The following is a 25350-nucleotide window of genomic DNA, read 5'->3' on the forward strand; positions in this document are numbered from 1 at the left end:
TGTTCACTGGTGGAGTAGTTGTAGAACGGATTGAGGGCTTTGATTCGATTGTGTGAGCATGGCTTGTGCAGCCTGCAATAAAATATTTGATTTTGTATACTCTAACATTTCTTTGGCCATGTCTGCATCTCTAATTCGGGATTCTGCATTACTCAAATTCTCTGTAGCATTACTTGTATTGTTTAATGTATGTTCCATTCGATTTTGGATTGAACCGTATATTCCACGAATACTGGAAATTTTGGAAATGGCTTTGTCTACACGAGATAATGCTTGGTCCTGAATAGATGGTGGTAACAAGCCCATCGTTGTAATGCCTAACTCATCAGCCTGCACGTTGAATAAAGGGATATCCATATGTTGCCCTTGATTTGCTCCGGCTTGGACCGTGAGTTTCGGTGTGATATAGTCTATGTCCTTGATCTCGACATTTGTAGTTGTTTCTATGCGTGTAGACACTTCTGTTTCGTATGTACGTTCCAATACATCCAAATTTAATGAGAAAGGACCGTAATTGAAAGCAAACGTTATACTTGATTGAGAAGGGATGTTAACATCCCAATCAAAATTAATTGTGGGTTGTGCCCCTGCGGGATTATGAATTGCAAGTTGGGTTGGTGATAGAGATCCGAGTGAATTATCGAATGTAATACTAGCATTTGCTTCCGTTCCTGTCATCGTATATGTTGTATTTCCAGATGGCGAATTAATGGATGTTACACCGTTGGGGAGAAGTAGCCCATTTGCATCTGTCATCACTGAATTATCAGGCGGGTTAACTAGGTTACTTAGCTTTAAATTCGTATCCGTTGGATTTCCGTTATTTATGATATATTCGATTTGCATCGAATTATCTGGAAGTATAGTCCGGATTCTTTTTATCGATACCTCGCTATTTGGAAACCACATATGATCCCAAGCCGGAACTGTACCGGTATTGCTTCTAGATGTATACTCCACTGGTCGCATAATGCCATCGACTTCTACATTCTCACTCATCGTGCCATAAACACGACCTAATGTTTTGGGCCCAAACCAAGTTGTATTCGTTCCCGAAGCATGCCAATAGTCTGGTGCTGAATATTGCGGATCGGTTGTAGGTGCTAATGTTTCATATACTGAACGCTCTGTATCTGTTTTAGTTGTTGTATAAGTATCCACATTATATTCGTTGTAACTTTGTATCAAATCCTGCGAGGTTATCGGAGTAATTACATTTGTGTTTGTATGTGTCTGAGTTGTAGATGACGTATTAGAATGGCTGGTCAAGTGTCTTGCTTCTGGGGGTGTCCCAGAGGGTGCATAAACTACAGTTTTCTGTATGGTTGAAATTGTAGGCGGCTCAGTAAGGGAAGTGTTTGTACTAGAACTCGAACGATCCGCCAGTATTTCATAATCATCTCTTGCCAACAAGTTTATCGTGTTATAGCTTGTGCCTTGGGAAATGTGGTTTATTTCATTCGTAAGCTCTTTGATCTCGCTTTCAATCATCTGACGATCGTTAGTGTTGTATGTATCATTTAGACCCTGAACAATCAGTTCTCTCTGTCTTTGTAAAATAGCTGAAATTTCTTGCAGTCCACCTTCTGCTGTTTGAACAAGAGAAATCCCATCCTGTATATTTCGATTTGCTTGGTCAAGTCCCCGAATCTGTGCCCTCATTTTCTCGGATATTGCTAGTCCTGCTGCATCATCAGACGCACTATCAATTCTTTGCCCGGAAGATAGTTTCTTTAAATGGATAGAGTTATTGCGGGCGTTTTCTTGAATTCTCCTATGTGCACTAGTAGCCGCTAAGTTATGCGAAATAATCATATGTTATACCTCTATCTAAAGTGGAGTAATATGATCAATTTTACCATGGTAGAATAAGGATAGTCTATTGATATGTGATTTTTTTTGTAAATATAGTGTGCAAATTGGCTAACAAAAGTGATCTCCACTAAGATAATCAGCTCGGAAAGAAGAGGGCCATGCGTGACCGCACAGCCTTCAGAGGAGAAAATGCTACACGTATTAAACCACAGGTTCATTTTGCTTTTTGAAAAAGGATTCAATCACTAATTCAAGCACAGGTTCCGGTACGGCACGCTGCAGCTGGGCCAGATCACCAAATTCCATACGATATGGCTGCTCGGTACTGCTCGGAATCCAGTAGGGTAGAGGTTTACCGGTGGAATCCAAGCCATTAGGATCACCTGTCGCAATGAAATTCGATAGATAATTGCACATCTGGCGTGCCAGATCATAATGTTTACCCGTGAAAGGGCGCCAGCATTTGGCGAGTGTCTCAAAAAAGAACCATAGATCAACCGAATGGAACGTGCCTGGCTGATCCCAGCCCGGAATCTCTGCGTCGAAATTATAATAATAGAGTGGTGTTTCCGACGGATGACCGCTATTAGAGCGGATTACCAGCTGAATGGCATGTTCAATCATGCGCACAGAAGCCAGTTGTAAGGCATGATCCAGATCGCCAGTACCGGCTTCACATCGCTCTAAGAAGGCAGGAGCATCCTCGCCAAATAGCTCTGTAGCCATCTGTTTCAGTTCCTCCACACTGCTTACCGCAGGCTTGGTCCAGAACTCGGAGGATGTATGCCCAAGCATGACGGGAACAAGTTCACGCTTATGTTGCATGAAGCGTGTGAACGGATCGCCTATACAGAATTGATCATCAATGACCGTTCCCCAGAAGCTTCGAAATTCGAGGATTTTATCCCGTAAAGTAAGGGCATCCATCTGTCTGGCTTCCTCCAGTGAAGCTACCCCCAGAAAACCGAAGAATTCAACGCCTTTCTGCTCGGCATCCCGTAGCGTACTGCGAACGGCAGGCACAGGAACGTTCGGATACAGCTCTGTTGCTATACCGCTCATGATGACAGCGCGCTGAAATAGGTCTTTGTTTTGCGGAGACGTCATCTGACTAAGAACGCTGCCACCGCCAGCAGACTGTCCCCCGATTGTAATTTGATCCGGGTCACCACCGAACGCAGCAATGTTACGTTTTACCCAGGCTGTTCCTGCCTGCTGATCCAGATGTCCAAAGTTTGCCGGTGCATGCGGTGACTCGGCACTAATCTCGGGGTGACACAAGAAGCCAAATGCATTCAAGCGGTAATTGATGGTCACAACCACAATGCCTCTGCGTGCAATGCGTTCACCGTCGAATTCCATCTCGGCCGTGTGTCCCACTTGGAGTCCACCACCGAAATACCAGACAAAGACAGGCAGCTTCTCATCTGTTCGTTTGGCAGGTGTCCATACATTTAGATACAGACAATCTTCATTCATCGGCAGATCGGGATCAACAGCCCATTCCCTTGTGTAAATGTTATTATCATCAATGACAGTTGGTGCCTGCATGGAGGTCGGTGCAAAATCAAAGGCTTGTAGTACACCATCCCAATCGGAAGCAGGCTGTGGCGCACGCCAGCGATTCCGGCCTACAGGGGGCGCGGCGAACGGAATACCTTTAAAGCTTGTAATACGTGGATCTGCGGCAGGCAATCCCTGAACTTGACCATTTTCGACCGTAACAGTTCTAAGCACACAACATTCTCCTCTCTGAATTGAACATCGTTCATGTATGTCGATCCAAGATGTTTGGTTGCGCTTACAAATCTGCTGGGCGGTATGCCCTCTGTCTCTATCATAAGCAACTTGAAGCGTTGTTTCCAGCATCGAAATTAAACCAATACCCCCTCATAATGATATATAATGACTGTTATCACAAATGGAGGTGCTGGGAGTGGACTCATTATGGCGAGACAGGAGCAGGGTGAGCCAGGTTTATTTTATCAGCGGCGGACATAAACCGGTCAATCTTCACAAGTGGGGACCCGGCGTGCGTGACGTCTATGCACTACATTTTATCATTCGAGGGCAGGGCACACTGGAAACCGACGGACGGCATTTTCGGCTGGGTGCCGGGGAGAGCTTTATCCTTTTTCCGCAAAAAGAAATCTATTACTACCCCGATCCGGCGGACCCGTGGGAGTACGTATGGATCGAGTTCAACGGACGAGACGCGGGGCGAATCGTAGATATGACACAACTATCGGTTAAGCACCCTGTACTGCCAGTTGCACCGGAAACGATGGAGCCATGGTTTCATTTGGCCTGGAATGCAGGTGCATCACCAAGTGAAGTATTAAGAGCGGATGCACGTTTGCAGCTGTTACTGTCCTATTACATGGAATTTTTCCCGAGTGAGAAGCAGACAGAAACCAGAGATGAGGTATGGATGGCAAAAACCTATATCGAGCAAAACTACTGGCAATTGTCCCTGACGGTGGCAGAGATTGTACAGGCCGTAAATCTGGAGCGAAGCTATTTATTTCGCAGGTTCAAAGAAGCTACAGGTCAATCGGTGTCAACGTACATCACGGCATGTCGTATCCGGCGTGCCTGCGAGCTCCTTGAGTCATCTCAATTGTCCATTCAATCCATAGCATATTCGGTAGGATATAATGATCCGCTTTATTTTTCCAGAGTATTCAAAAAGGCAACATCACATACGCCATCAGCCTACATGATGTTGCACCAGAAACAAGCAAAACGTTAGGCTAAGATAGCTTCGGTTCAGTACGCGAGTGAGTCGGTACGCCGCTAACAGCGCTTGAAGGGTTTATTCTGTCATCCGAGTGGACTGTGTAAAATCTTCAGTTCAGCTTATATAGTAAGATAGATTAAAGATCGGGTTTAGCGAAAAAGAGCACAATTTCCAGACTCGCGGAAGTACCGAATCAGTTTCTCAATCGGCTCCCGTCCGCAATTCAGCTTCACCCCGAGACAATCGATGCAGACAAATTGCCGGGCTGTTAGCGAGACTAATTTTAGATAGATGCCGACATCGTCGGAAGTGAGCGGAACCTGACAGGTTGTGCACAGCCGGCTTTGTGCCATTTATTTCACCAGTTTGGCTCGCACGACGAGACAATCATGGGCCGCTACGACGGGAGCGTAACGCTCGCGGAATACACCGAGTTCCTTGTGCTCCCAGCAGTCATAGAGGGACAGGGAGTAACCTGATGCGTAAGGCAATCCCATATCCCAAAATTGCAGGGACAGTTCGCGCTGGCTGTCGCTCAGATTGAAGAAACCAATCGCCAGATCACCGTCCGTAAGTACCTTTACGAGCATGAATACATCATCGGTATGGAACCATTGCGGCTCAGGTTTGATGCGGTAAGCCCCGCGTGCCTCTGCGTCCTGATTAATGGCAAGCAGATCGGGATTCAGCAAAATGTCCTTGGTAACCTGATTGGCTTTGCGCACATCACACCCAATCATAAGCGGTGAACCCATCATCGACCAGAGGGAGAAATGGGTTTTGTATTCAATATCGTTGCAGCCACCAATGCTACCGATAAAGTCATTGTTACTTCCGCCGTACATGCCAACGATGAGCATATCCATATCATTGTGGCAGAAGGAGCCGGTATAGCTTTGTTTTCCGAGCTGTGAAAGAGCCAGTTCTTTGACCGAATCCCAATTGTCGCGAATATCTCCGGTGGAGCGGTACATATGCGCACCTGATTCGCGAATCCATTCGTAGACGTTGTCCTCACCCCAGTTGCAGGCGGAGAAAAGAATATCGCGGCCGCAGTTTTTGAGCGCAAGACTCATGCGTTTGTATAACAATTCACCCGAGACGTGGCGCGGCTTGAAGCAGTAGTCATATTTTAAATAATCCACGCCCCACTCGGCGAATAATGCTGCATCCTGAAATTCATGCTCGAAGCTGCCTGGATATCCAGCACAAGTATGTGTTCCGACACAGGAGTACATGCCAAACTTCAGGCCTTTGTCGTGGATATAATCTGCAAGCGCCTTCATTCCACTCGGGAATTTGGCAAGGTCTACGACCAGATTGCCGTCCGCATCTCGCTCCTTCAAGCTCCAGCAATCGTCAATGACAATGTACTCGTACCCGGCGTCCTGGTAACCTTCCGTTACAAACACATCGGCAACATCCCGAATCAATTGCTCATTGATGTCCCACGTAAACGTATTCCATGAATTCCAGCCCAGCGCAGGGGCAAATCCCATCATTGCATTGGTGTTAATACTCATGATCTGACTCGCTTCCTTCCTTGTCCTGTTTTTTGAAAATAACGTAATGCCATCTTTTCCATCCTACAAATAGGCGTGAATAATTATCATAAATAACTATCATGAACTTAACGGATTAAGTGCGTTTCAACCATAGCTTCACGTTGCTTGGACATGGACAGATGTTGTTTAGGTTAATCAATTGAAAGGAAATGAGCTAGGAATTAATGGAGCTGTACCAATTGAAATATCAAATCACCATGTTATAATAAGGGCAGAAAGAGCTTATAATGCAGAAAGAGCCGTGCGCTAACACGACTCTCCATGCAATAGCCGCTTTTAAGGGCGGTAGGCTTTCAAGCAGAGGTACGAATCAATTGGTAGACCGCATCCTTAGCAGGGGGGCGGTCTACTTGTCTTTATTGGACAGTAGTGCTGTAATCAGCAAACCAAAGGTTAGCATCAGCATCAAGGATTCAAATACTGTCACAAGGCATCACCTCCCTTCCGGGAGATTAGCCGACCGCCCATATAGCCTTTCCATTGCTATGTGATTGTACCACATATTTCCTGGTATTTGAACTGTTACCAAGCAAGTACAGTCTAGTATAGATCGTCTAGAATACGCGCCTATAAAGGTGTGTTTTTGCTATTTTACAGGGCTATGTCCTGTACAAAACCTCTAACATTAAACCTCCTTCTGGCGAAGCTTTTTTTTATCGTTTATACTTGTAAAGCCAATTTACTTGAGGAGTTGTCTAACGAATCATGAATAAAAAAGAAGTCGCGCACATTCGCAAACAATTCAAGCTGGATCATGACCTGCTGAACATTTACGACATCCTGAATGTCTATATTACGAAAGAAACCAATGAAATCTATCACTGGGAACGCCACCCTTTTGAACTGGTGGATCGGGAGAAGCAAGAGTTATACATGGGTAATTTCAAAAAATTGCTGACAGGCGAACTGGATCAGAAACTGTTCGAACTGAAATTCCAGGAAGAGGCGGAGGAGCCAGCACAGGTTATGCTTCACCAGGCCCTCGTTACAGGTGACCCGGATGAGTGGCAGGATCTGATGCTCACACTCGTGGAGCGTATGATGGCCGATGCCAAATATGAACGGGATATGGTCGTTACGTTTATCAAAGGGCAGTATTATCTGCCAACCCAAGCGAGAAATGAAGCAACGGAGGAAAGCGAGAAAAATGAGGTGTTTGCTCATCCCTTCATCCTGTGCAGCATGAATTCCACGGAGAAACAGCGGAAGACGATGCTGTTTGATTATGTGGAAAGGGAATTCAAGTACAACATCATCGTTGATCCGATCATCAAATTGAGTACGCCGGAGCAGGGATTCCTGTATCCAAGCGTGACGGACAACTATTCGGATGTAAACCGTGTGCTGTATTGCACAGGAAAATCCAATTTCCCAGACCCTCATTTTGTAGAAAATGTGCTGAATGGTGAGCGCTCTGTAACGGCACTGGAGGAGCGGGCGATATTCGAAGATATCGTCAAAGAGATCACGGGTGAGCAGATGGATGCCACCACGCTGGCCCATGTGTATGAAGAGATTAACCGGGTCATTGAAGTGAACGAGGAATCACATGAGGAAGAGCCACCGAAGCTAGATTACAAAGATGTGGAACGTCTGCTTACGGCGAGCGGCGTGGAAGAACTGACCACCGAGAAGGTGGAGCGTGCTTTTGAGACGATCGTAGACAATAAAAACTATGAGCTTAAGGCAAACAGCGTGATGCCGAAGTACACTTCCAAGTCCATCAAAATCGATACCAAGGTGGCGACCATTTCGATTAGTCCGCAGGATCTCAAATATGTGAGACAAGTCAACTACCAGGGAAGACGTTGTATCATGATTGAAGTGGATGAAGATGCAGTGATTGAAGGGTTTACGCTGGCTACAGAGAATCTGTAACTTAACTTCAAACGTAAATTAAGTTCTACTAGACAAAACAAAACTTAATTCAACTTAAACATCAAAAAGCCCAAGCATGCGGTCATTCCGTTATGCTTGGGCTTTAATTGTCTTAGGTCTGTCTCTATGTCTGGCTCAGTTAGGATTAATTCAACAACTGCTGGATATCAGCTGCTGGGCGGGAGCCCAATTCTTCTTGAAGCAATTCCTCAAGAAGCTGGTATTGCCACTGGGCTTCAGTCCGCCGCCCCAGTGAAAGATATATCACAATCTTCTCACGGTGAATATCCTCCCGAATAGAATCCATTTGAAGGATGCGATCCAAATAATGCAGTGTCCGCAGGGGCTGTTTTTGCCCGATATGATATTGAGCAGCTGTTTCCATTATTGTGATGAAGTCCATCTCGAGCTGTCTTGACCATGCGAGTGCCCATTCATAATGCCGCCCTTTCAAAAGCTCACCCCGATACAAGGTGTCTATTCTTTCGAACATCTCAGGTGAATAGGTTGAAGTTTGACGGATCTGGCGAAATAACGCTTCAAACTCATACAGATCACAATCGATGGAATCACGGTCAATACGAATCCCGTTTCGGTCTTTCTGGATAAGAGGAACATCGCTATTATCCCCAACCGCACGCCTGACGTAGTACAGCGTTGAGTTGATATTAGTCCAGGCTTTCTGTGGACTGAGGTCTTTCCATAACGTATCAGCCAGTACATCACGGCTCGTCGACTTCGCACATAGAAGGAATGCCAGCAATTCCTCTGTTTTAGGCGTTCGTAGTTTCACAGGAGTGTCTACATTCGCTCCATCGAGCACAGTAAAATCGCCAAACATACGCACAGTAAGACGAGGAGGTGGGGAAACCGGCTCCGATGAGATAGCTGTGTTGCGGAGAAGCTGCTGCAAGCGCTGAATCGTACGGCTCACACGCTCGGCTGTCACAGGTTTGATGATATAGTCAATGACTTCTTTTTCAAAAGCCTGTATCGCATATTCCTCATATCCTGTGACCAGCACAATCGGAAGGGAGGCGTGATGCTTGCGCAATTCGCCGATCAGTTGCATCCCTGAGATTCGTGGCATGGTAATATCCAGAAAAGCAGCATCAAAACTGTGACTTGCAGCATATTCGCAAGCTTTCTCCGGGTCATGGAATACTTCACATACCTCAATAACTCCACTTTCAGTCAAGATCCGTTTTAGGCGTTTGAGCGATAGATCCTCATCGTCTACGATAATTACTTTTATCATGTAAAGTCCCTCCCGTTACCCTTCATGCTCTGGTGTTGAATGGGAAGATCGAGCGTAATACGTGTTCCTTCTCCATCATGGCTTTCCATCCGAAAATCCCTGTTGTACAGCAGTTTGAGTCTGCTGGATATATTCCATAAACCGACACCTGTGCTACCGTCGGCGACTTGGCGGATCTCTTTCATTTTCTGTTTCGTCATACCTATGCCGTTGTCTTCAATGGTAAACCTAGTTTCCGTTTCGCTGAGATTACGAATAGACAGCATCACACGGCCGCCGCCAACACGGGACATCAGACCATGCCGAATAGCATTTTCGATCAAGGGCTGCAGGATGAGCGGCGGAATCGGCATAGTTCGATCCACATCAGCATCCACATCGATAATGACTTCGAGCCTTGATCCGAAGCGTGCCTGTTCAATGGCTACATAGGCCTCGATCATACCCAGTTCGTTCTCCAGGCTTGTCTTGGAATCCAGATGTTTGAAGTGAACACTGCCCCGCAAATAACTGGATAATTGTAAAATCAATCGTTCTGCCTCATCTGGCGCATCCACACATAATTCGGCAATGGCGTTCAATGCGTTATATAGAAAGTGCGGGTTAATCTGGGAGCGCAAAAAGGAAATTTCGGCATTTCGTGCAGCCTGAACGGATGTTTTCATCCGGGTTAGACCTCCGATTCGTGCAAGCAATTCCTCCGATTCAAAAGGCTTGGATACAAAATCATTGGCACCTTTCTCCAGTGCAAGCTTTAATTGATGAGCTTTATTGCCTGCTGTTAGCATGAGCACGGGCAGTTCGGAAGGGGAGAAGCGCTCCCGAATCCGGTCGAGCAGTTCATACCCCGACATACCTGGCATCATGATATCGGCAATCACCAGATGCACGGCAGGAAGCTTGTCTAGCAACATCATTACCGATTGAGAACGGGATGTAACGGCATAACTGTACCCTTCCAGCTTCAGTAGACCCACGATGGTTTGCAGATTGGCTGCATCATCGTCAACCACGAGAATCCACTCATTCCGTACCCCTTGCATAATGACAGGTTCTTCATACCTCAGTTCTCGATTTCCCGAAACCGTAGGCGCCATGCTGAAAGGCGTCACGTTGGCACGTTTCTCTTTTTTACCTTCAGCCAGTGGGAACGTCAAAATAAATGTGGCGCCTTGACCCAGCGTTGATTCGGCGTGAATGGTTCCGCCGTGCATCTCAACAAGCTTGCGCGTGATGCTTAGACCCAGACCTGTGCCTCCGGCAACCATAGGCCCGTCATCTGCTTCCTGTTCAAATGGCAGGAAGATATGTTCCAACTTATCGGGGCTGATGCCACGTCCCGTATCGGTAATGCGCAGTGCTGCTTTTCCCTGGACGAGTGTAGCACTTATCCGGACAGAACCCTGTTCCGTGAATTTGACAGCATTGCCGATCAGATTGTGCAGAATCTGAACAAGACGATTCCCGTCAGCATAAATTGCCGGGAAATAGGCAGGGATATCGTTGATCAGTTCCACCTTTTTGGTACCTAGCAGGAAGGAGTGCATGCGCAACACTGATTCGACATAGGAGGACAGGTCTGTGGCTGAGCGGTGCAGCGAGATGTCTCCATGCTTCATTTTGGAATAGTCCAGCAGCTCATCCACCAGGTACGTCAAACGTCGGCCACTGCCCGTCACAATCGCCAGATTATGTGCTTGTTCATCGGTGAGCGGGCCTTCCGAACCTTTGAGCAGACTTTCACTAATATTAACGATGGCGTTGAGCGGTGTTTTGAGCTCATGCGATGTGTTGGATAGAAAATCATCCTTAACCTGATCGAGCAGGAGAAGCTGATCCTTCAGAGATCGAACCGTAAGGTAGGCCTCGAAGAGCCGCAGGACGGCTAGAAATAACATCAGGATGCTGAACAGTACGATACATACCTGCCCGATATTAACGTTTTCTTTGAGTGAGATCGAGAACAGGTTGATGTCCAGACAGTAAAGCGTGATACAGAGCATGGCTGCGTACCATAGAAAGCTTGATAACCGTTCTCCTTTCTCGCTAAGCACAAACCTCAAAGCACATTGCACCAAAAGCCATAGCAGAATCAACGTGTACAGTCCGATAACATAAGGTGCAGCTAACACATAGACGGAGATAGGAAAGAGTACGAGCAAACTGATATATGCGCCAAAAATAAATAGGGTTACAGAGGTAATCGCCCCCGAGAACATGCCTTTCCTGAAACGGTAGAAATAAAAGATCAGCAAGCCGAGACAGGCAACGGAGCAAAAATCTTTTAATTTATATAACGTACTAAATGAAAGATCTGTGCTTGTTGCTGCCAATACCCGTTCACTGATCATACCATTGTAGAGGGCATATAACAGGCATATAAGGCCTAGTAGTAGCAAGGAGTCGTCCCGGTTTCGATATAGGGCAGATCCCAAATAACTGATGAGAAAAATGATGGATATGGTAGCCAGTACAGCCAAAGTTGCCAGTTCAATGGCTGTGCGGTTCTGATGGCTTTTTAACATGGCAGCCTGTTCCCCCAAAAAAAGGGGGCCTGAGATGCCTGCATTGGGATAGTCATAGTTAGCGACTCGAACCAGTATCTCTATGTCGCCGCCATGATACGGGAAAAAACCGATTTGTGGTGAATTGCCTGCAGTGTACCCCGCTGTTTTTTCCACGGCTTGACCGTCTTCCAACAGTTTGGTGCCATTCACGTAAATTTCGCTGGCGAAACGGATGTTGCTCTTCTTGATGGCAAGAGTGCCTTCAACGGGGGTATTGCGCAGGACAAGCCGGTATGTAGCAAAACCGTAGGACGGTAATCGTTCATCCCCTACCCGAACGGGGCCCCAAGTACCGGGAACCTTGGCATAAGCATCAGGGGATGCTGGTGTTCCTTGTTGTTTTGGATCCGCGGTATGAGCTGGAGCTGGCAGTAGCCTTTTCCAATAAAATTCCCATTCTCCGTCTAGCCTGATGCGATCGTCTAGCTTTGGGTTCCAGGTTGATAGATCCAGAATGCCTTGACGGGCATGAAGCGCGGCAGCTTGCGGTTCTCTTGCGGTGGATAGAACCAGCAACGTAACAGCAAGTATCACGGTGAGAACAACACCTGAAATTCGTAATAACACGTTTTGCTGCTCCTTTGGGAGATTACCAATCATCTCTAGTATTCTATCGGAATTGTAGCGGATATCCCCAGGGGGTGCAAATGAATTTCGACAATTATCTTGTTTATTTTTTGTTTATTGTACGACAAAAAGGGGCTGTCTCAAAAGCCCCTAAAATCACACATCGGTGAAGAGATATAACACCGATACGTCCAAAAAGGACAAAGCAGAAGCTCATCCTGCTTTGTCCTTTTTTCGTTTTTCCGTCAGTGTAGCTTTTTTAAGCAGATTGTGAGCAAGGCAAAGCCACCCGACCTCCAGGCTTACTTTTTGCAAGCCGCGAAGCAGGAATCTTCGGAATCCCCGATTGTTTTTGAGCTGTCCAAACACACTTTCTGGCTCGATCATGCGCCGAACGGAAAGCGTATATCCTTCCTCACTACGCAACCGCTCTCGCATCTCGTTTTTTTGCCGCATGTAGGTCATGCTGACCGCAATCTCTCGGTTACCTTGAGCCTTGGTGCATGTCGATTTCAAGGGGCACTGGCTACAATCCTCACTCCGGTAATGACGGGTTCGAATCGTGTAGCCGCTCTCCGTTTCCGATCGGTTTTCAACCCGGAAATGCAACGTCTGTCCTGCCGCACAAGTCCATGTATCTGACGTTTCATTGTAATCCCAGTTGTCGACTTTACCAATGGCTTGCCTAAAAGCCTTTGTTTTTTCTTTGTGATACGTCCCGTATTTGACGATCCCTTGGATATTTTTTTCTTCCATATAGCTGTAATTTTCCTCACTACCATACCCAGCATCGGCAATGACGATCTTGGGTCTTTGGCCAAGCATTTCTTCCAGATGATCCAGATGGGGCTTCAGACATTTGGTGTCCGTGGGCCGCTGATGCACACTGTAACCCAAAACAAACTGATTTTCTGTTCCGATCTGCACATTGTATCCCGGTTTCAATTGACCATTTCGCATGTGGTCCTCTTTCATTCGCATGAAGGTGGCGTCCGGATCGGTTTTACTGTAGCTGTTTCGCTCACCAGCCGTTTGGATTTGATGCTCGTATTTGTGCAGCCGGGGCAGCAAGTCCTTTCGCAACTGGCGCACCGCTTTCTTGAGTGTTTTGTCCTTGGTTTTTTCGCTGAGTTTTTCCTCCAATTGCTGGACGGCTTGCTCCAGCTTTTCCGCTGTGAGCGCCGAGGTTTCACCAAGTTCAGGCAGATCCGCCCCCGTGTGGAGGGCATCTTCTTCGTTTTCTGCTTCTTCGATGGCTTGAAACAGGGTATGTACTTTTTCTTGCAGCTTGGCCTGATGCTTAACGACGGCTTTTTTCCATACAAAGGTGTAGCGATTCGCACTCGCTTCAAGCTTGGTTCCGTCCAGAAAATAGTGATCCAAGGATACATATTGCTCCTGAACCAGCAGCTCCAGTACATGGGTAAACACAGTTTCCAGTACCGTTTTCATCCGCTCGGAACGAAAGCGATTAATGGTACGGAAGTCTGGCTGCTGTCGCCCGGCGAGCCACATGAACATGATATTTTCGCGAACCGCCTTGGCGATTTGCCGGGAAGAATAGATGCGCTGGGTGTAGGCGTAAATGATGATTTTAGTGAGCATTTTGGGATGATAGCTGTGGCGACCACCACCAGGGTATGCGGCGTTGAAAATGGAGTCGCTCAGGCCATGGACGGCCTCATTCACAACACGGACGAGGTGATTTTCGGGGATATCTGTCTCCAAATCCATTGGCAAGAAAAGTTGATTCATGGTATATTGAATGTACAAAGAAACCGTCTCCTTTTGTAAATGGTGGGTCGCACTTCCATTTTACCAAAGAACGGTTTCTTTTTGTTGTATAATTTTGGAGAATAGGGCTATCCCAAGTTTTTTTTATGACTTATGGGACAGCCCCTTTTTTATTATGTAGATTACAACCAGCCTGTAAATGCCAGAATGGATGCTTTGGCAGATTGGGCTTCCATATGAGCCCCTGTACGCCATGCCTTTGGTGACTCGCCGATTAATCTGGCGAAACAGCGGTTGAAGCTGGAGATAGACCTGAAACCGACCTGCTCGGAAATCGAGAGTACGGAGGCATCGGTACTTTTTAATCGTTTGCAGGCCTCTTCTACACGTGTGCTGTTCAGGAAATCAAGCGGTGTCGTACCCATAATCTCTTGAAATTTACGGCGAAAATGGGTAGTACTCAGATGACATAACTCTGCAAGCTCGTCAATCGTCACCGGCATCATATAACTTCGCGTAATGAACTCCAGGGCAGGAGATATAACGAGATCATGGTGACGCTTATGAAGCTCCGATTCTTGTGTCTGTTCCGGTTCCTGGTGTAGATTTCGGTTGTGATTGTTCTCATCGTTTGATTGGATACGCAGCAATTCAATATACAGCGACATTAGAAGTCCATATGCACTTTCCCGGTAAAAAGGGGACTGGCGCTGGATCTCCTCTACAATGGATGTCGCCAGCGTATACACCTTCGGATATTGATCTTTATGTAACACACAACGGCTTGCTTGAATTACGTGGAGATTAGGTTCCAGGGTGCTCTGCTGTATTTTTAATGAATGTTGGAACAGTTCTTCCGGTGAAAAAAAGAGATAAGCCCACCTGCTTGCGGTATTAGGTGAACTGTAGGTGGTATGGGGTAAATAACGTGGGAGAAATGTGACGTCTCCAGCTCGGAATGGAACACGTTCTCCCTTAATCTCCATCACCCCGCCATCCGAATAACAGATGCCGATCTCCATATGATTATGGAAATGCAGATGCTTACTCTTGATATCTGAGATTTTCCAGCGCTCCCCGCTGAGCAACAGAACCGGAAAATCGATGGGCAAGCTATAGTGGCGGTATTCAATGATAGGTTTCTTCGGTTTGGGCATGTTCAGCTGCTCCCATTCGTCGGATTATAAATGATCGAAATTGCGCAGTTTTGTTGCGAATATGCTTAGATGCTGACTATTTTACTGCGTACAATGAAATAAGTAAAGCGTTTACATCACAGGACGGTCACTTCTTTTACTCAAATGTTGAGAAGTGTGCGCATGAGAGGGGAATATCAATGCTGCAAGTGAAATACGACCGTGAACAAATTTTAAACGTAATTCAGAACGTAACGAGCAAAACACTGGATATGGATCTGACTTGGGATTGGCCATGCGGCGTAGCCTATTACGGGGTATCGAGAGCCTATCAAACGACAGGGGATCAGGAGATTCTGGATAGACTGGTGAAATGGGCGGATGAATATATAGAGCTGGGTTTGCCTAGCTGGACGGTGAATACATGTGCGATGGGGCATGTGCTGATCACGTTATACGAAGAGACCGGGGATCAGAAGTACTGGGATATCGTAATGAGCAAAGTGGATTATCTGCAAAACCATGCGCTCCGCTTTGGCGACCGCGTGCTGCAACATACCGTATCGACATCGAATGATTTTCCCGAACAGGCCTGGGCGGATACGCTATTTATGGCGGCTTTTTTTCTGCTACGAGTGGGCAGTAAGCTGAAAGACGAAGCGATGATTCAGGATGCCCTGAATCAGTATTACTGGCATATCAAATACCTCCAAGATCCTAGCACTGGCTTGTGGTACCACGGTTATAACAACGTAAACAAGGATCACATGTCCGGATTTTACTGGGGACGAGCGAATGCGTGGGGAGCTTACACGATGTCCCAAGTGAAACCGCAGCTTAAAGAGTGGTACTTGTACCCACAATGTATGGACGTAGAGTGTTCATTGCGTGATCAACTTGCGGCCCTCAAGTTGCTACAGACGGAAAACGGATTGTGGCGTACCGTGCTGGATGATCCGGAATCATATGAGGAAGTTTCTGCATCGTGTGGCATTGCCGCAGCTATGATCAATAACGACAACCCGCTGCATACGAAATATGTGCAAAAGGCTCTGCAAGGCGTGTTGAGCAATATCAGTGAAGACGGGCGTGTGTTAGGAGTATCCGGTGGGACGGCTGTGATGAAGGATCGCGATGGGTACCGCAACATTCCGAAGGATTGGAGCCAGGGTTGGGGGCAAGGATTGGCACTCGCTTTTCTGTCAGACATGTTGAGATAAGGGGGGGACCGAATTGCCGAAAACAACCAAAGGCTCGTTCACTTTACCGGGAGAATCGGGCTACGAAGCATTAACGCTGGAACTGGCCGAACGCTGGGGAGCAGATGTCATCCGTGACAGTGACGGGACCAAGTTGTCGGATGAGATCATACAGGCAGGTTACGGCATTTATTCGACCATCTGCATCATCCGGGATCATAATGCGTGGGCATCGAGGAATTCCGATAAGCTACAGCAATGTTTTCTGGTTACCCAGCCCAAGGTGGCGGTGCAGGATTATATCTCCATCTATCTGATGGAGGACTTTTTTGCCGAACAGTTCAGGGTGAACGATTCGAAGGAAGCATTGAAATACTGGCAGGTATATGACCGGACGACGGGGCAGGAAGTGCCGAGAAGCCAGTGGAACTACGAAAGGGAATCGGGAAACGTGGTCATTACCGGCATTACGCCTTGGCATAAATACACGGCAAGTTTCATGGTTTATCGCATCTGGGAAGAGATTTCCATGTATAACCATACAACCAACCACTGGGACAAGGAGCACCTGATGCAGATCGATCCCATCTATGAGGACACGCAGACTTATCTGCTGGATTGGATGGAAAAGTGGTGCGTTGCCCACCCGGAAACAACGGTTGTTCGATTTACGTCGCTTTTCTATAATTTTGCCTGGATCTGGGGCAGTGATGAACGGAACCGCCATCTGTTCTCGGACTGGGGCTCGTATGATTTCACGGTGAGTTCAAGAGCGCTCGATTTATTTGCTGAAAAATATGGCTATGCACTCACCGCAGAAGATTTTGTGAATGGCGGGAAATACCAGGTCAGCCATATGCCTGCGGGGCAGCATAAGCTGGATTGGATGGCGTTTATCAATGATTTTGTCATTGAGTTTGGTCAAAAACTGATTAATATCGTGCATCAGCATGGCAAACTGGCCTATGTATTTTATGACGATAGCTGGGTGGGTATGGAGCCGTATAATGATCGCTTTGTAGAGTTTGGCTTCGATGGCATGATCAAATGTGTCTTCTCCGGGTATGAGGCTAGAATGTGCTCAGGCATCAAAGTGGATACACATGAAATTCGTCTTCACCCGTATCTGTTTCCTGTTGGTCTCGGCGGACTGCCAACGTTTAAGGAAGGTGGTAACCCAACACTCGATGCAAAAAATTACTGGATCAACATCCGGCGCGCGTTGCTGCGCGAGAAAATCGACCGGATTGGTCTGGGCGGATACCTGCATTTGGTGGAGCCTTATCCTGATTTTGTGGAATATATCGAGAAGGTCACGGATGAGTTCAGGGAGATCAAAGAGCTGCATCAGGCCGGTCAACCGGTGCAGCTTCAGACCCGGGTGGCGGTGCTCCATAGCTGGGGCAGGTTGAGATCGTGGACGTTGTCGGGGCATTTCCATGAGACGTATATGCATGATTTGATTCATGTGAATGAGGCGTTATCTGGACTGCCAGTAGACGTACGGTTTATCGATTTTGAAGATATTCGCCAGGGTGTACTGAACGAGGTGGATGTCGTCATTAATGCCGGAAGAGCCGGTTTTGCATGGAGCGGTGGCGAGCACTGGCATGACACGGCATGTGTAGATCAGCTCACCCGTTGGGTGCACGATGGAGGCGCATTCATTGGCATCAACCAGCCGTCAGCGGTGGAAGGGTATGATACCTTTTTCCGAATGGCCCATGTGCTTGGGATTGATGAGGATACAGGTGCACGTGTAGTGCATGGAAAATGGGCCTATGATGTGCAGGATCGGCATGATCTTATGCCGGAAGGTGCAACAGTGAGAGGTAAGCCGCAACTCAATCTAACCGATGGAACGGCTGAGGTAGTACAGGAAATAGAAGGCGAAATTACGTTGTCTGTGCATGCTTTTGGCAGAGGGAACGGCATTTATCTGTCCTCTTTTGAGTTCAGTTGGGCAAATGCAAGGCTACTGCTTAATCTGATCCGCTTTGCGGGCAACGAGCAGCATAATACGAAGTACATTACGGATAATGTGCTTACCGAGTGTGCGTATTATCCCGAGAGTGGCAAGTTGGTTGTGATCAACAACAGTGATCAAGCACAGACGGCAACAATTGACACGGAATATGGGATGAAGACCCTGCATCTCGCTCCATTTGATACGGTCATCACTCGAATTGGGGCACAGGCATCGGTGTAACATCAGCTACCGTTGTTCTTTCATCGTAGTGGCAAATGATTCGTGTGACACAAGAAAGTTCAAGGCACGCAGTATATACACTGCAAAGCTTTGGGCTTTTTACTATGACCGATGCAGCATTTTATCGCTGAATGCCATACGTTACATGTATGGGCATACCGCCTGATGTGCTAGACTAATGAAAAGTTATGTCAAAACTTGAAGCTATGTATAGCGCGAGTTGATTTTAATTACTATGAGACTAAACGGATTCAGTTTACACTTTAACGGAGAGGACAGAAAAAAACTGAAAAAGCGAAGCGGTCGCCTAAAAGCTTTCTGAAAGAAAGCTGCATCGAAAGCATACGCTTATCACCGGATTTTTCCCTTGAAAGAGGGAATCGAAAAAAATCTGGGGATAACAGCGATTAGAAGGATTTTCTGTCATCGGAGTGTCCGTGTAAACTTAATCCTTCCAAAGGAGCTGCTCAAATGAATGTAAACGAGGTTATGCAAGAGCTTGAGGCTCTGGGCAAAGAACGTACAAAAAAGATCTATATATCCAACGGTGCGCATGAACCCTTGTTTGGAGTTGCGACAGGGGCGATGAAACCGATGGCGAAGCAAATCAAGAAAAATCAGCCGCTTGCTGAGCAATTGTATGCGACAGGCAACTATGATGCCATGTACTTTGCAGGTGTTATAGCTGACCCGAAAGCGATGACCCACGCCGATTTTGATCGCTGGATGGATGCGGCGTATTTCTATATGGTGTCCGATTATATCGTTGCTGTAACTTTAGCGGAGACGGATATTGCCCAGGAGGTTGCAGACACCTGGATTGCGAGCGGAGAAGAGTTGCGAATGTCCAGCGGATGGAGTTGTTACTGCTGGCTTTTGGGCAACCGCAAGGATACCGAGTTTGAGGAAAGTAAACTTAGACAGATGCTTGAGCAGGTAGAACAAACGATACACAGTGCGCCTGAACGTGCAAAAATAGCTATGAATCTATTTATCTACACTGTCGCTATGTCATATGTTCCGTTGCATGAGCTAGCGGTGGAAACGGCCAAAAGGGTTGGTCCACTTGAAGTGGGTCTGGACAAGCCGAAAAGCAAGCAGATCAGTGCTTCCGACAATATTCAAAAGGCACTGGACCGCAATCAACTAGGTTTCAAACGCAAATATGTAAGATGTTAGTCCGAAACGTGTATTCCATTATCACCATGGCTCGTTATAATGGTGTTAATGGATGACACGGGTGGGGGAGACAACAACGGACATGAAACGCAAGTTGAACTGTAAGCGTATTCAGTTACTGGATGATTGGAGTCTTAGAACGAAGTTATACATAATGTTTATTTTTTGTGTACTGGTTCCCGTACTGGCAACGAATGCCGTATTTTATCAAAGCATCAAGGGACAGATTGAAGCCAAGGAACAGAGCCGGATCAATGAAATGCAGCAGCGGATTCGCTTTAATCTGCGGAACAGCTTGGACAATAGCTTGTACGTATCCAATTTTTTATACACGGATGCCACACTCAATCGGTTTATGGAATCCAAATACAACAATCAGGAAGATTATTATTTTGCATATTATGATATGCTGAGCGGCAACAATCTGGTTCGTTATTATTACAGTTACCAGCAAGTGAATCAGGTGACGTTTTATGTGGACAACGATACGTTCGTGAATGGCGGCAACTTCATCAAGCTGAACGACGATATCCGCAAGAGTGAATGGTATCAAGCACTGATGAATACGGATGACCAGATGATGATCTATTCCTATTTTGACAAGCAGCAGGCAGAGATGTCGCAGAGTCAAGGCGGTCGTAAGGTTAGCATTATTCGCAAGCTTAATTATTTCGGGAAACAGCAAGTAGAGAAAGTGTTAAAGGTAGATCTTGACTACGCCTTTATTAACAAGTCATTCAAGAATGAGGGAGCAGGCGGGAAAATATATATCGTTTCGAATGACCGGATTATTTTTTCCAATGATGCACAGATGAATCAGCCACGGAAGCCGTTTCACCTGATGTCGAGTATGGTGAAGGATGCTGGGCAGTCTGCGGAATTAATCCCGGTTGTATCGGAAAACTGGCAAATTATCGTGCGTGGAGAAAAACTGGATTTTCTGACGGAGATCGTAGATTCCAGGTTTAATCTGATGCTGCTGATCATTCTTAATCTGCTGGTGCCGACACTGCTCATCTGGCTGATCTCCAGATCCCTCGTTCATAGGGTGGGCCGGATTGCCAAACATCTGGATCAAGTTAAACAGGAGCAATTCGAGGTCATTGCAGAACCCGCTGGCAAGGATGAGATCGGCAGCCTAACCCATAGCTACAACATGATGGTCATTAAGATCAAAAATCTGATCGAGATTGTGTTCAAAGGACAGGTCGAACGGCAGGCGTTAGAGCTTTCGAAGAAACAGGCTGAATTAAAGGCGCTCCAGAGCCAGGTCAATCCACATTTTATGTTTAACACCCTTGAGACGATCCGCATGCGCAGTCTGATCAAGGATGAACATGAAACCTCTGACATTATTCAGAAGCTGGCGCTGCTGTTAAGGCAAACGATTAATTGGGGCAACGATCTGGTCACCATTCAGGATGAAATTCGTTTTGTCGAGAGTTATCTGGTGATCCAGCAATACCGCTTTGGCGAGAAGTTAAAGTTCGTTATTAACGTTACGGATGCAGACATTTTGGAGATGAAGATTCCGAAGTTGACCGTATTAACGTTTGTAGAAAATGCGTGTATTCATGGTATTGAGGGCAGTTTGAATGATGGTGTCGTGGAAGTGGAATTCCAGAAGAAAAACGATCAATTGCACATCCTCATCCAAGATACCGGGGTTGGTATGGAGCAAGATAAGCTGTCTATGCTTCATCGTATGCTGCTTGATCCAAGTCTGGAGCGGCTTAGCGAGCTGAGCAGTATTGGGGTGATGAATGCTTATATTCGGCTCCGAATGTATTTTGATGAAACGGTGCAGGTGGATATCGATAGTGAAAGGTACAAGGGGACAATTATTCGAATACACATTCCGCTTGTACAAGCATCTCAGGAATAAGGAGCGGGGATATGATCAACGTGCTGATTGTGGACGATGAGCCATTTATTCGCCAAGGACTTATTTTGCTGATCGATTGGAACGCGCTTGGGTTTCAGATTTGTGGACAGGCTTCGAACGGGCTGCAGGCGCTCGATTGTATCCGTAAAATGAAGCCTGATCTCGTCATATCCGACATTAAAATGCCGGAAATGGATGGGATGCAGCTGGCCAAGATTGTATATGAAGAGTACGGTGACGAGTTGAAAATGGTGCTGCTCAGCGGGTTCTATGAGTTCGAGTACGCCAAACAAGCTATCAAGTATCAGGTGAACGATTATATACTTAAACCGATTGTGAAGGACGAGCTACTGCAAGTGCTGGAGGCGTTCAAAGTCTCCTTTTTGGCGAGAACAGAAGAGAAGCGGCATCAGAAAAAACAGGAACAGATCGTTATGGCTCAACAGGTGCAATCGATTTTGCTTGGAACAGCAGATGAGGATACTTTCGCCACTATCCAAGCCTCTTATGGGGATGTATCCAAGTTTAGATGCTTGATGATTGAAACGGAATCGGAGCGAGAACAGCAGCAAACCGATGGAAGTCTGCACGTGGAAGGCCATATAAACCAGAATTACGCAGGACATGTTCTGAAATCCTTCACGGGAGAGAGAAACAGGGTGCTGCATATTGTGACCGACCTGTTGCTGAAACGTGAGGCATTATCACTGGAACAATACGTCACAAGGCTGTATACAGAGCTAAGTCAGATACAGGGTGCATCCATAGCCATCTATGTGGGCAAAGAAGTTGACGGGCTGGAGGAACTCCATGAGTCCTATTATTCTTGCGGTAAGATCAAAAGTTTGCGTTTCTTTAGTGCGTACGGGCCGATTTATTATTTTGAACATATGGACACAAGTGTATTCACCAATCAACCTGCCGGGCGGGAAAAACAGCTCTTCGACGGACTAATTCAGGCAATCGAGGAGCAACGGATCGAAGAAATACGTGTTCGTGCGCAGGCCATTTTTCATTTTTTTCTGGAGCAGCGCATCGAGCCGGGCATCGTAGGCATTCATCTTCATTATTTGGCTTACACGTTACTTGGGCTGGTGAACAGGGACAATTCGGATCTGAATTCAGATGAGCAATGGATGCAGTCGACGTTTCTGCAGGAGAACTATGCCATGTTGTCTATGGAAGAGAATATCGAGAATCTGTGCGAGTTTTCATATACATGTGCAGAGAAACTGAAAGAACGGCAGAAGTGGAATGCGATGGGCGTGCTGGGCCGAGTCGAGGTTTATATTCATGAGCATTATATGGAAAATATTAGCCTAAAGCTGCTCGGAGAGCATTTTTTCATGAACAGTGCGTATCTGGGCCAGATATTCAAAAAGCATTATAGCGTGAGTTTCAGTGATTACCTGAATCAGATTCGCATTGAAGAGGCCACTCGGTTATTGCGCAGAACGGATTACAGAGTGTATGAGATCGCAGCGATGGTGGGATATCGGGATTCGGATTATTTTATTAACCGCTTCGAAAAAATCAAGGGAGAGACACCTGCCCAATATCGAAAAAGGGCTCAAGCGATGCCTGCCTCGGATTCGTCATCCTGCACTCCTTGAAAGGGGAGCAGGATTTTTTGCTTATCTGGAATTATTCGGATGGGGCCTATAGTTTGTCCCGTTGAGGAGAGCAGGCAACAATGATAATTTTAAATCAGCCTTTGGAAAGCGCTTTCTAAAGAGTGTCTCTCAACATACTTTGCTGGAGGGGTCATGATGAAAAAGGATGTCAGAAAAAGATTAAGGCAGCTCATTCTGCTGACGTTGATGTTTACGGTTGTGCTTGCTGGTTGTACACCAGGGGCATCCAAAACGGAAGAGAAGACGGCAGATGGAAAAGATCTGAAGCAGTTTTCCGCATTTTTTGCTGTACCAGGCAAGCTCGCACCTGATGATAACCGGGTGATGAAGGCTATTGAGGAAAAAACAGGCGTACGGGTCACGATGGACTGGCTTACCGGTCAGACCGCCAAAGAACGGATCGGAGTCATGATTGCAGGTGGTGAATATCCAGACTTTATTGATGGAAGTGATGGTACACAGCAGTTAGTATCTGCCGGTGCGCTTGTGCCACTTGAAGACTATATCGACAAATACCCGAATATCAAAAATTATCTCGGTGACAACTGGAAGAAAATGAAGAATTCAACGGATGGTCATATCTACTTCATTCCGCAATTCGGAAATTTACAGGGCGAGTCCATGAAAGTATCCCATGATGGAGAAGCGTTCTGGATTCAAAAAGCAGTGTTGGAATGGGCCAACTACCCAACGATCAAAACACTGGATCAGTACTTCGACTTGATCGAAAAATATAAAGCAGCGAATCCAACGATTAACGGTCAGCCGACGATCGGATTCGAGATCATTTCTTACGACTGGCGTTACTTCGCACTGGAGAATCCGCCGTTGTTCCTGGCAGGTTACCCGAACGAAGGTGCCGCTATTATCGACAAGGCTACATTAACAGCAAAAAACTACAATACGATTCCCGAAGCCAAGGCTTATTTTAAAAAGATCAATGAAGTCTACAACAAAGGGCTTGTTGACAACGAGACGTTCACAGCCAACTACGATCAGTACATTTCCAAAATTTCAACGGGACGCGTACTTGGAATGGTCGATCAGGGATGGCAGTTCCTTGACGCAGAGGCTTCTCTCGTTAAACAAAAGCTGTATGAAAGAACCTATGTACCACTGTCCATTACGTTGTCCGAAGATGTAAAAGGGCGTTATCAGCATAAGCCGATTCTGAACGTCAACGGCGGACTTGCGATCACGAAGAGCTGTAAAGATGTTGAAGGAGCGCTTCAATACATTAACGATCTGCTTGATCCGGAGACGGAAGTTCTAAGAACGTGGGGACAAAAAGATGTGGATTATCAGGTGGATGACAAAGGGGTATTCTCTCGTAACGAGGAGCAACGCGCCAATTCGAAAGATCCGGACTGGGTACTCGCCAACACAGGAAGCCCGCTGGTCTATTTCCCTCACCATGAAGGCATGACAGCCGACGGTAAAAATGCGATGGACCCGAAAGAACAGCCTGAAGAGTACCTTGCTACACTGAATGACATTGATAAAAAAGTGCTCAAGGCTTACGGATATACCAAATTCACGGATTTCCTGGAGCCTGCTGAAGAGAATGAACCATGGTTCCCGATCTATACGTTCAATTTTGAACCGAATAAACCAGAGACCATCGCCAGACAGAAGATGGACGATGTGAAGCGCAAATGGTTGCCTAAAGTGATCATGACGTCACCAGCAGAGTTTGATCAGGCGTGGGAAGAATATCAATCCACACTGAAAGAAAGTGCAGATATTAAAGCCTATGAGGACGCACTGACCGAAGAGGTGCGCAGACGTGTAGAGCTGTGGGGTTAAACAGGTAAAACAGATGCAAGTAGTAAGACAGGTTATACGATAAGAAGCAAGATAAGCAATACCAGTAGGTAATAGCTAAGGTCAAGGCAGAGAGGCTATGGGACATCCTGTAGCCTTTCTTAATCCACACATAAACGTGTACCCATTGGACAGGAATGGATTCGAATTCATCCGCTTC

Annotated in this window: 17 protein-coding genes; 8 read left to right on the forward strand and 9 right to left on the reverse strand. The window is 46.5% G+C overall.

Annotation, left to right across the window (positions count from 1 at the left end; all coding sequences use genetic code 11):
* Positions 1-3 precede the first annotated feature (3 nt).
* Both AC1VYS_RS04310 and AC1VYS_RS04315 read right to left on the reverse strand, forming a co-directional pair.
* Positions 4-1815, reverse strand: a complete 1812-nt coding sequence (locus tag AC1VYS_RS04310; RefSeq protein WP_482913148.1) for a flagellin N-terminal helical domain-containing protein — start codon at positions 1813-1815, stop codon at positions 4-6.
* A 201-nt stretch (positions 1816-2016) separates the two neighbouring features.
* Positions 2017-3552, reverse strand: a complete 1536-nt coding sequence (locus tag AC1VYS_RS04315) for a carboxylesterase/lipase family protein (protein ID WP_482913149.1) — start codon at positions 3550-3552, stop codon at positions 2017-2019.
* 199 nt (positions 3553-3751) lie between these two features.
* On the opposite strand from AC1VYS_RS04315, the gene AC1VYS_RS04320 reads away from it, so the two are divergent.
* Complete coding sequence (locus AC1VYS_RS04320; protein ID WP_482913150.1) at positions 3752-4567, forward strand: AraC family transcriptional regulator; 816 nt, start codon at positions 3752-3754, stop codon at positions 4565-4567.
* 137 nt (positions 4568-4704) lie between these two features.
* Here the strand turns inward: AC1VYS_RS04320 and AC1VYS_RS04325 are convergent, their stop codons facing one another.
* The 3 genes from AC1VYS_RS04325 to AC1VYS_RS04335 form a co-directional block, all read right to left on the reverse strand.
* Positions 4705-4908 (reverse strand): hypothetical protein, encoded by a 204-nt coding sequence (locus AC1VYS_RS04325; RefSeq protein WP_154891664.1) that lies wholly within the window; start codon positions 4906-4908, stop codon positions 4705-4707.
* Positions 4909-6078, reverse strand: a complete 1170-nt coding sequence (locus AC1VYS_RS04330) for a glycoside hydrolase family 27 protein (protein ID WP_482913151.1) — start codon at positions 6076-6078, stop codon at positions 4909-4911.
* A gap of 388 nt (positions 6079-6466) precedes the next feature.
* Positions 6467-6547 carry a putative holin-like toxin gene (locus tag AC1VYS_RS04335; RefSeq protein WP_353056773.1) on the reverse strand — a complete coding sequence of 27 codons (81 nt, stop codon included), beginning with the start codon at positions 6545-6547 and terminating at the stop codon, positions 6467-6469.
* 278 nt (positions 6548-6825) lie between these two features.
* Here AC1VYS_RS04335 and AC1VYS_RS04340 point away from each other — a divergent pair, with 278 nt between their 5' ends.
* Positions 6826-7998, forward strand: coding sequence for a DUF4317 domain-containing protein (locus tag AC1VYS_RS04340; RefSeq protein ID WP_482913152.1), 1173 nt, complete (start codon positions 6826-6828; stop codon positions 7996-7998).
* A gap of 145 nt (positions 7999-8143) precedes the next feature.
* Here the strand turns inward: AC1VYS_RS04340 and AC1VYS_RS04345 are convergent, their stop codons facing one another.
* From AC1VYS_RS04345 to AC1VYS_RS04360, 4 genes are all read right to left on the reverse strand, one after another.
* On the reverse strand, positions 8144-9256 hold the full coding sequence (locus AC1VYS_RS04345) for a response regulator (RefSeq protein WP_482913153.1): 1113 nt from the start codon (positions 9254-9256) through the stop codon (positions 8144-8146).
* On the reverse strand, positions 9253-12390 hold the full coding sequence (locus AC1VYS_RS04350) for an ATP-binding protein (RefSeq protein ID WP_482913154.1): 3138 nt from the start codon (positions 12388-12390) through the stop codon (positions 9253-9255). Before AC1VYS_RS04350 ends, AC1VYS_RS04345 begins: the two co-directional genes overlap by 4 nt.
* Before the next feature lie 213 nt (positions 12391-12603).
* Entirely contained in the window at positions 12604-14163 is a 1560-nt protein-coding gene (locus AC1VYS_RS04355; RefSeq protein ID WP_482911585.1) for an IS1182 family transposase, read from the reverse strand.
* Positions 14164-14306: 143 nt separating this feature from the next.
* The gene (locus AC1VYS_RS04360) at positions 14307-15281 is read right to left on the reverse strand and encodes an AraC family transcriptional regulator (RefSeq protein WP_482913155.1); all 975 of its coding nucleotides are present in this window, start codon (positions 15279-15281) and stop codon (positions 14307-14309) included.
* 179 nt (positions 15282-15460) lie between these two features.
* On the opposite strand from AC1VYS_RS04360, the gene AC1VYS_RS04365 reads away from it, so the two are divergent.
* The 6 genes from AC1VYS_RS04365 (at position 15461) to AC1VYS_RS04390 (ending at position 25172) form a co-directional block, all read left to right on the forward strand.
* A complete protein-coding gene (locus AC1VYS_RS04365) occupies positions 15461-16480 on the forward strand; it encodes a glycoside hydrolase family 88/105 protein (RefSeq protein WP_482913156.1) in 1020 nt (339 codons plus the stop codon).
* Positions 16481-16493: 13 nt separating this feature from the next.
* Complete coding sequence (gene gnpA / locus AC1VYS_RS04370) at positions 16494-18668, forward strand: 1,3-beta-galactosyl-N-acetylhexosamine phosphorylase (protein WP_482913157.1); 2175 nt, start codon at positions 16494-16496, stop codon at positions 18666-18668.
* Between the two features lie 471 nt (positions 18669-19139).
* Positions 19140-19847, forward strand: coding sequence for a DNA alkylation repair protein (locus tag AC1VYS_RS04375; protein ID WP_482913158.1), 708 nt, complete (start codon positions 19140-19142; stop codon positions 19845-19847).
* A gap of 82 nt (positions 19848-19929) precedes the next feature.
* The gene (locus AC1VYS_RS04380) at positions 19930-21732 is read left to right on the forward strand and encodes a sensor histidine kinase (RefSeq protein ID WP_482913159.1); all 1803 of its coding nucleotides are present in this window, start codon (positions 19930-19932) and stop codon (positions 21730-21732) included.
* A gap of 11 nt (positions 21733-21743) precedes the next feature.
* Complete coding sequence (locus AC1VYS_RS04385; RefSeq protein WP_482913160.1) at positions 21744-23345, forward strand: response regulator transcription factor; 1602 nt, start codon at positions 21744-21746, stop codon at positions 23343-23345.
* A gap of 156 nt (positions 23346-23501) precedes the next feature.
* Entirely contained in the window at positions 23502-25172 is a 1671-nt protein-coding gene (locus AC1VYS_RS04390) for an extracellular solute-binding protein (RefSeq protein ID WP_482913161.1), read from the forward strand.
* Positions 25173-25350: the final 178 nt, after the last annotated feature.

It is taken from the genome of Paenibacillus sp. G34 (genome assembly GCF_056856875.1).

Excerpts from the sequence above, each read along its gene's own strand:
- AC1VYS_RS04310 (WP_482913148.1), bottom strand. The coding sequence starts at position 1,815 with ATGATTATTTCGCATAACTTAGCGGCTACTAGTGCACATAGGAGAATT.
- AC1VYS_RS04325 (WP_154891664.1), bottom strand. The coding sequence starts at position 4,908 with ATGGCACAAAGCCGGCTGTGCACAACCTGTCAGGTTCCGCTCACTTCC.
- AC1VYS_RS04330 (WP_482913151.1), bottom strand. The coding sequence starts at position 6,078 with ATGAGTATTAACACCAATGCAATGATGGGATTTGCCCCTGCGCTGGGC.
- AC1VYS_RS04340 (WP_482913152.1), top strand. The coding sequence starts at position 6,826 with ATGAATAAAAAAGAAGTCGCGCACATTCGCAAACAATTCAAGCTGGAT.
- AC1VYS_RS04345 (WP_482913153.1), bottom strand. The coding sequence starts at position 9,256 with ATGATAAAAGTAATTATCGTAGACGATGAGGATCTATCGCTCAAACGC.
- AC1VYS_RS04360 (WP_482913155.1), bottom strand. The coding sequence starts at position 15,281 with ATGCCCAAACCGAAGAAACCTATCATTGAATACCGCCACTATAGCTTG.
- AC1VYS_RS04365 (WP_482913156.1), top strand. The coding sequence starts at position 15,461 with ATGCTGCAAGTGAAATACGACCGTGAACAAATTTTAAACGTAATTCAG.
- AC1VYS_RS04375 (WP_482913158.1), top strand. The coding sequence starts at position 19,140 with ATGAATGTAAACGAGGTTATGCAAGAGCTTGAGGCTCTGGGCAAAGAA.
- AC1VYS_RS04380 (WP_482913159.1), top strand. The coding sequence starts at position 19,930 with ATGAAACGCAAGTTGAACTGTAAGCGTATTCAGTTACTGGATGATTGG.
- AC1VYS_RS04385 (WP_482913160.1), top strand. The coding sequence starts at position 21,744 with ATGATCAACGTGCTGATTGTGGACGATGAGCCATTTATTCGCCAAGGA.
- AC1VYS_RS04390 (WP_482913161.1), top strand. The coding sequence starts at position 23,502 with ATGAAAAAGGATGTCAGAAAAAGATTAAGGCAGCTCATTCTGCTGACG.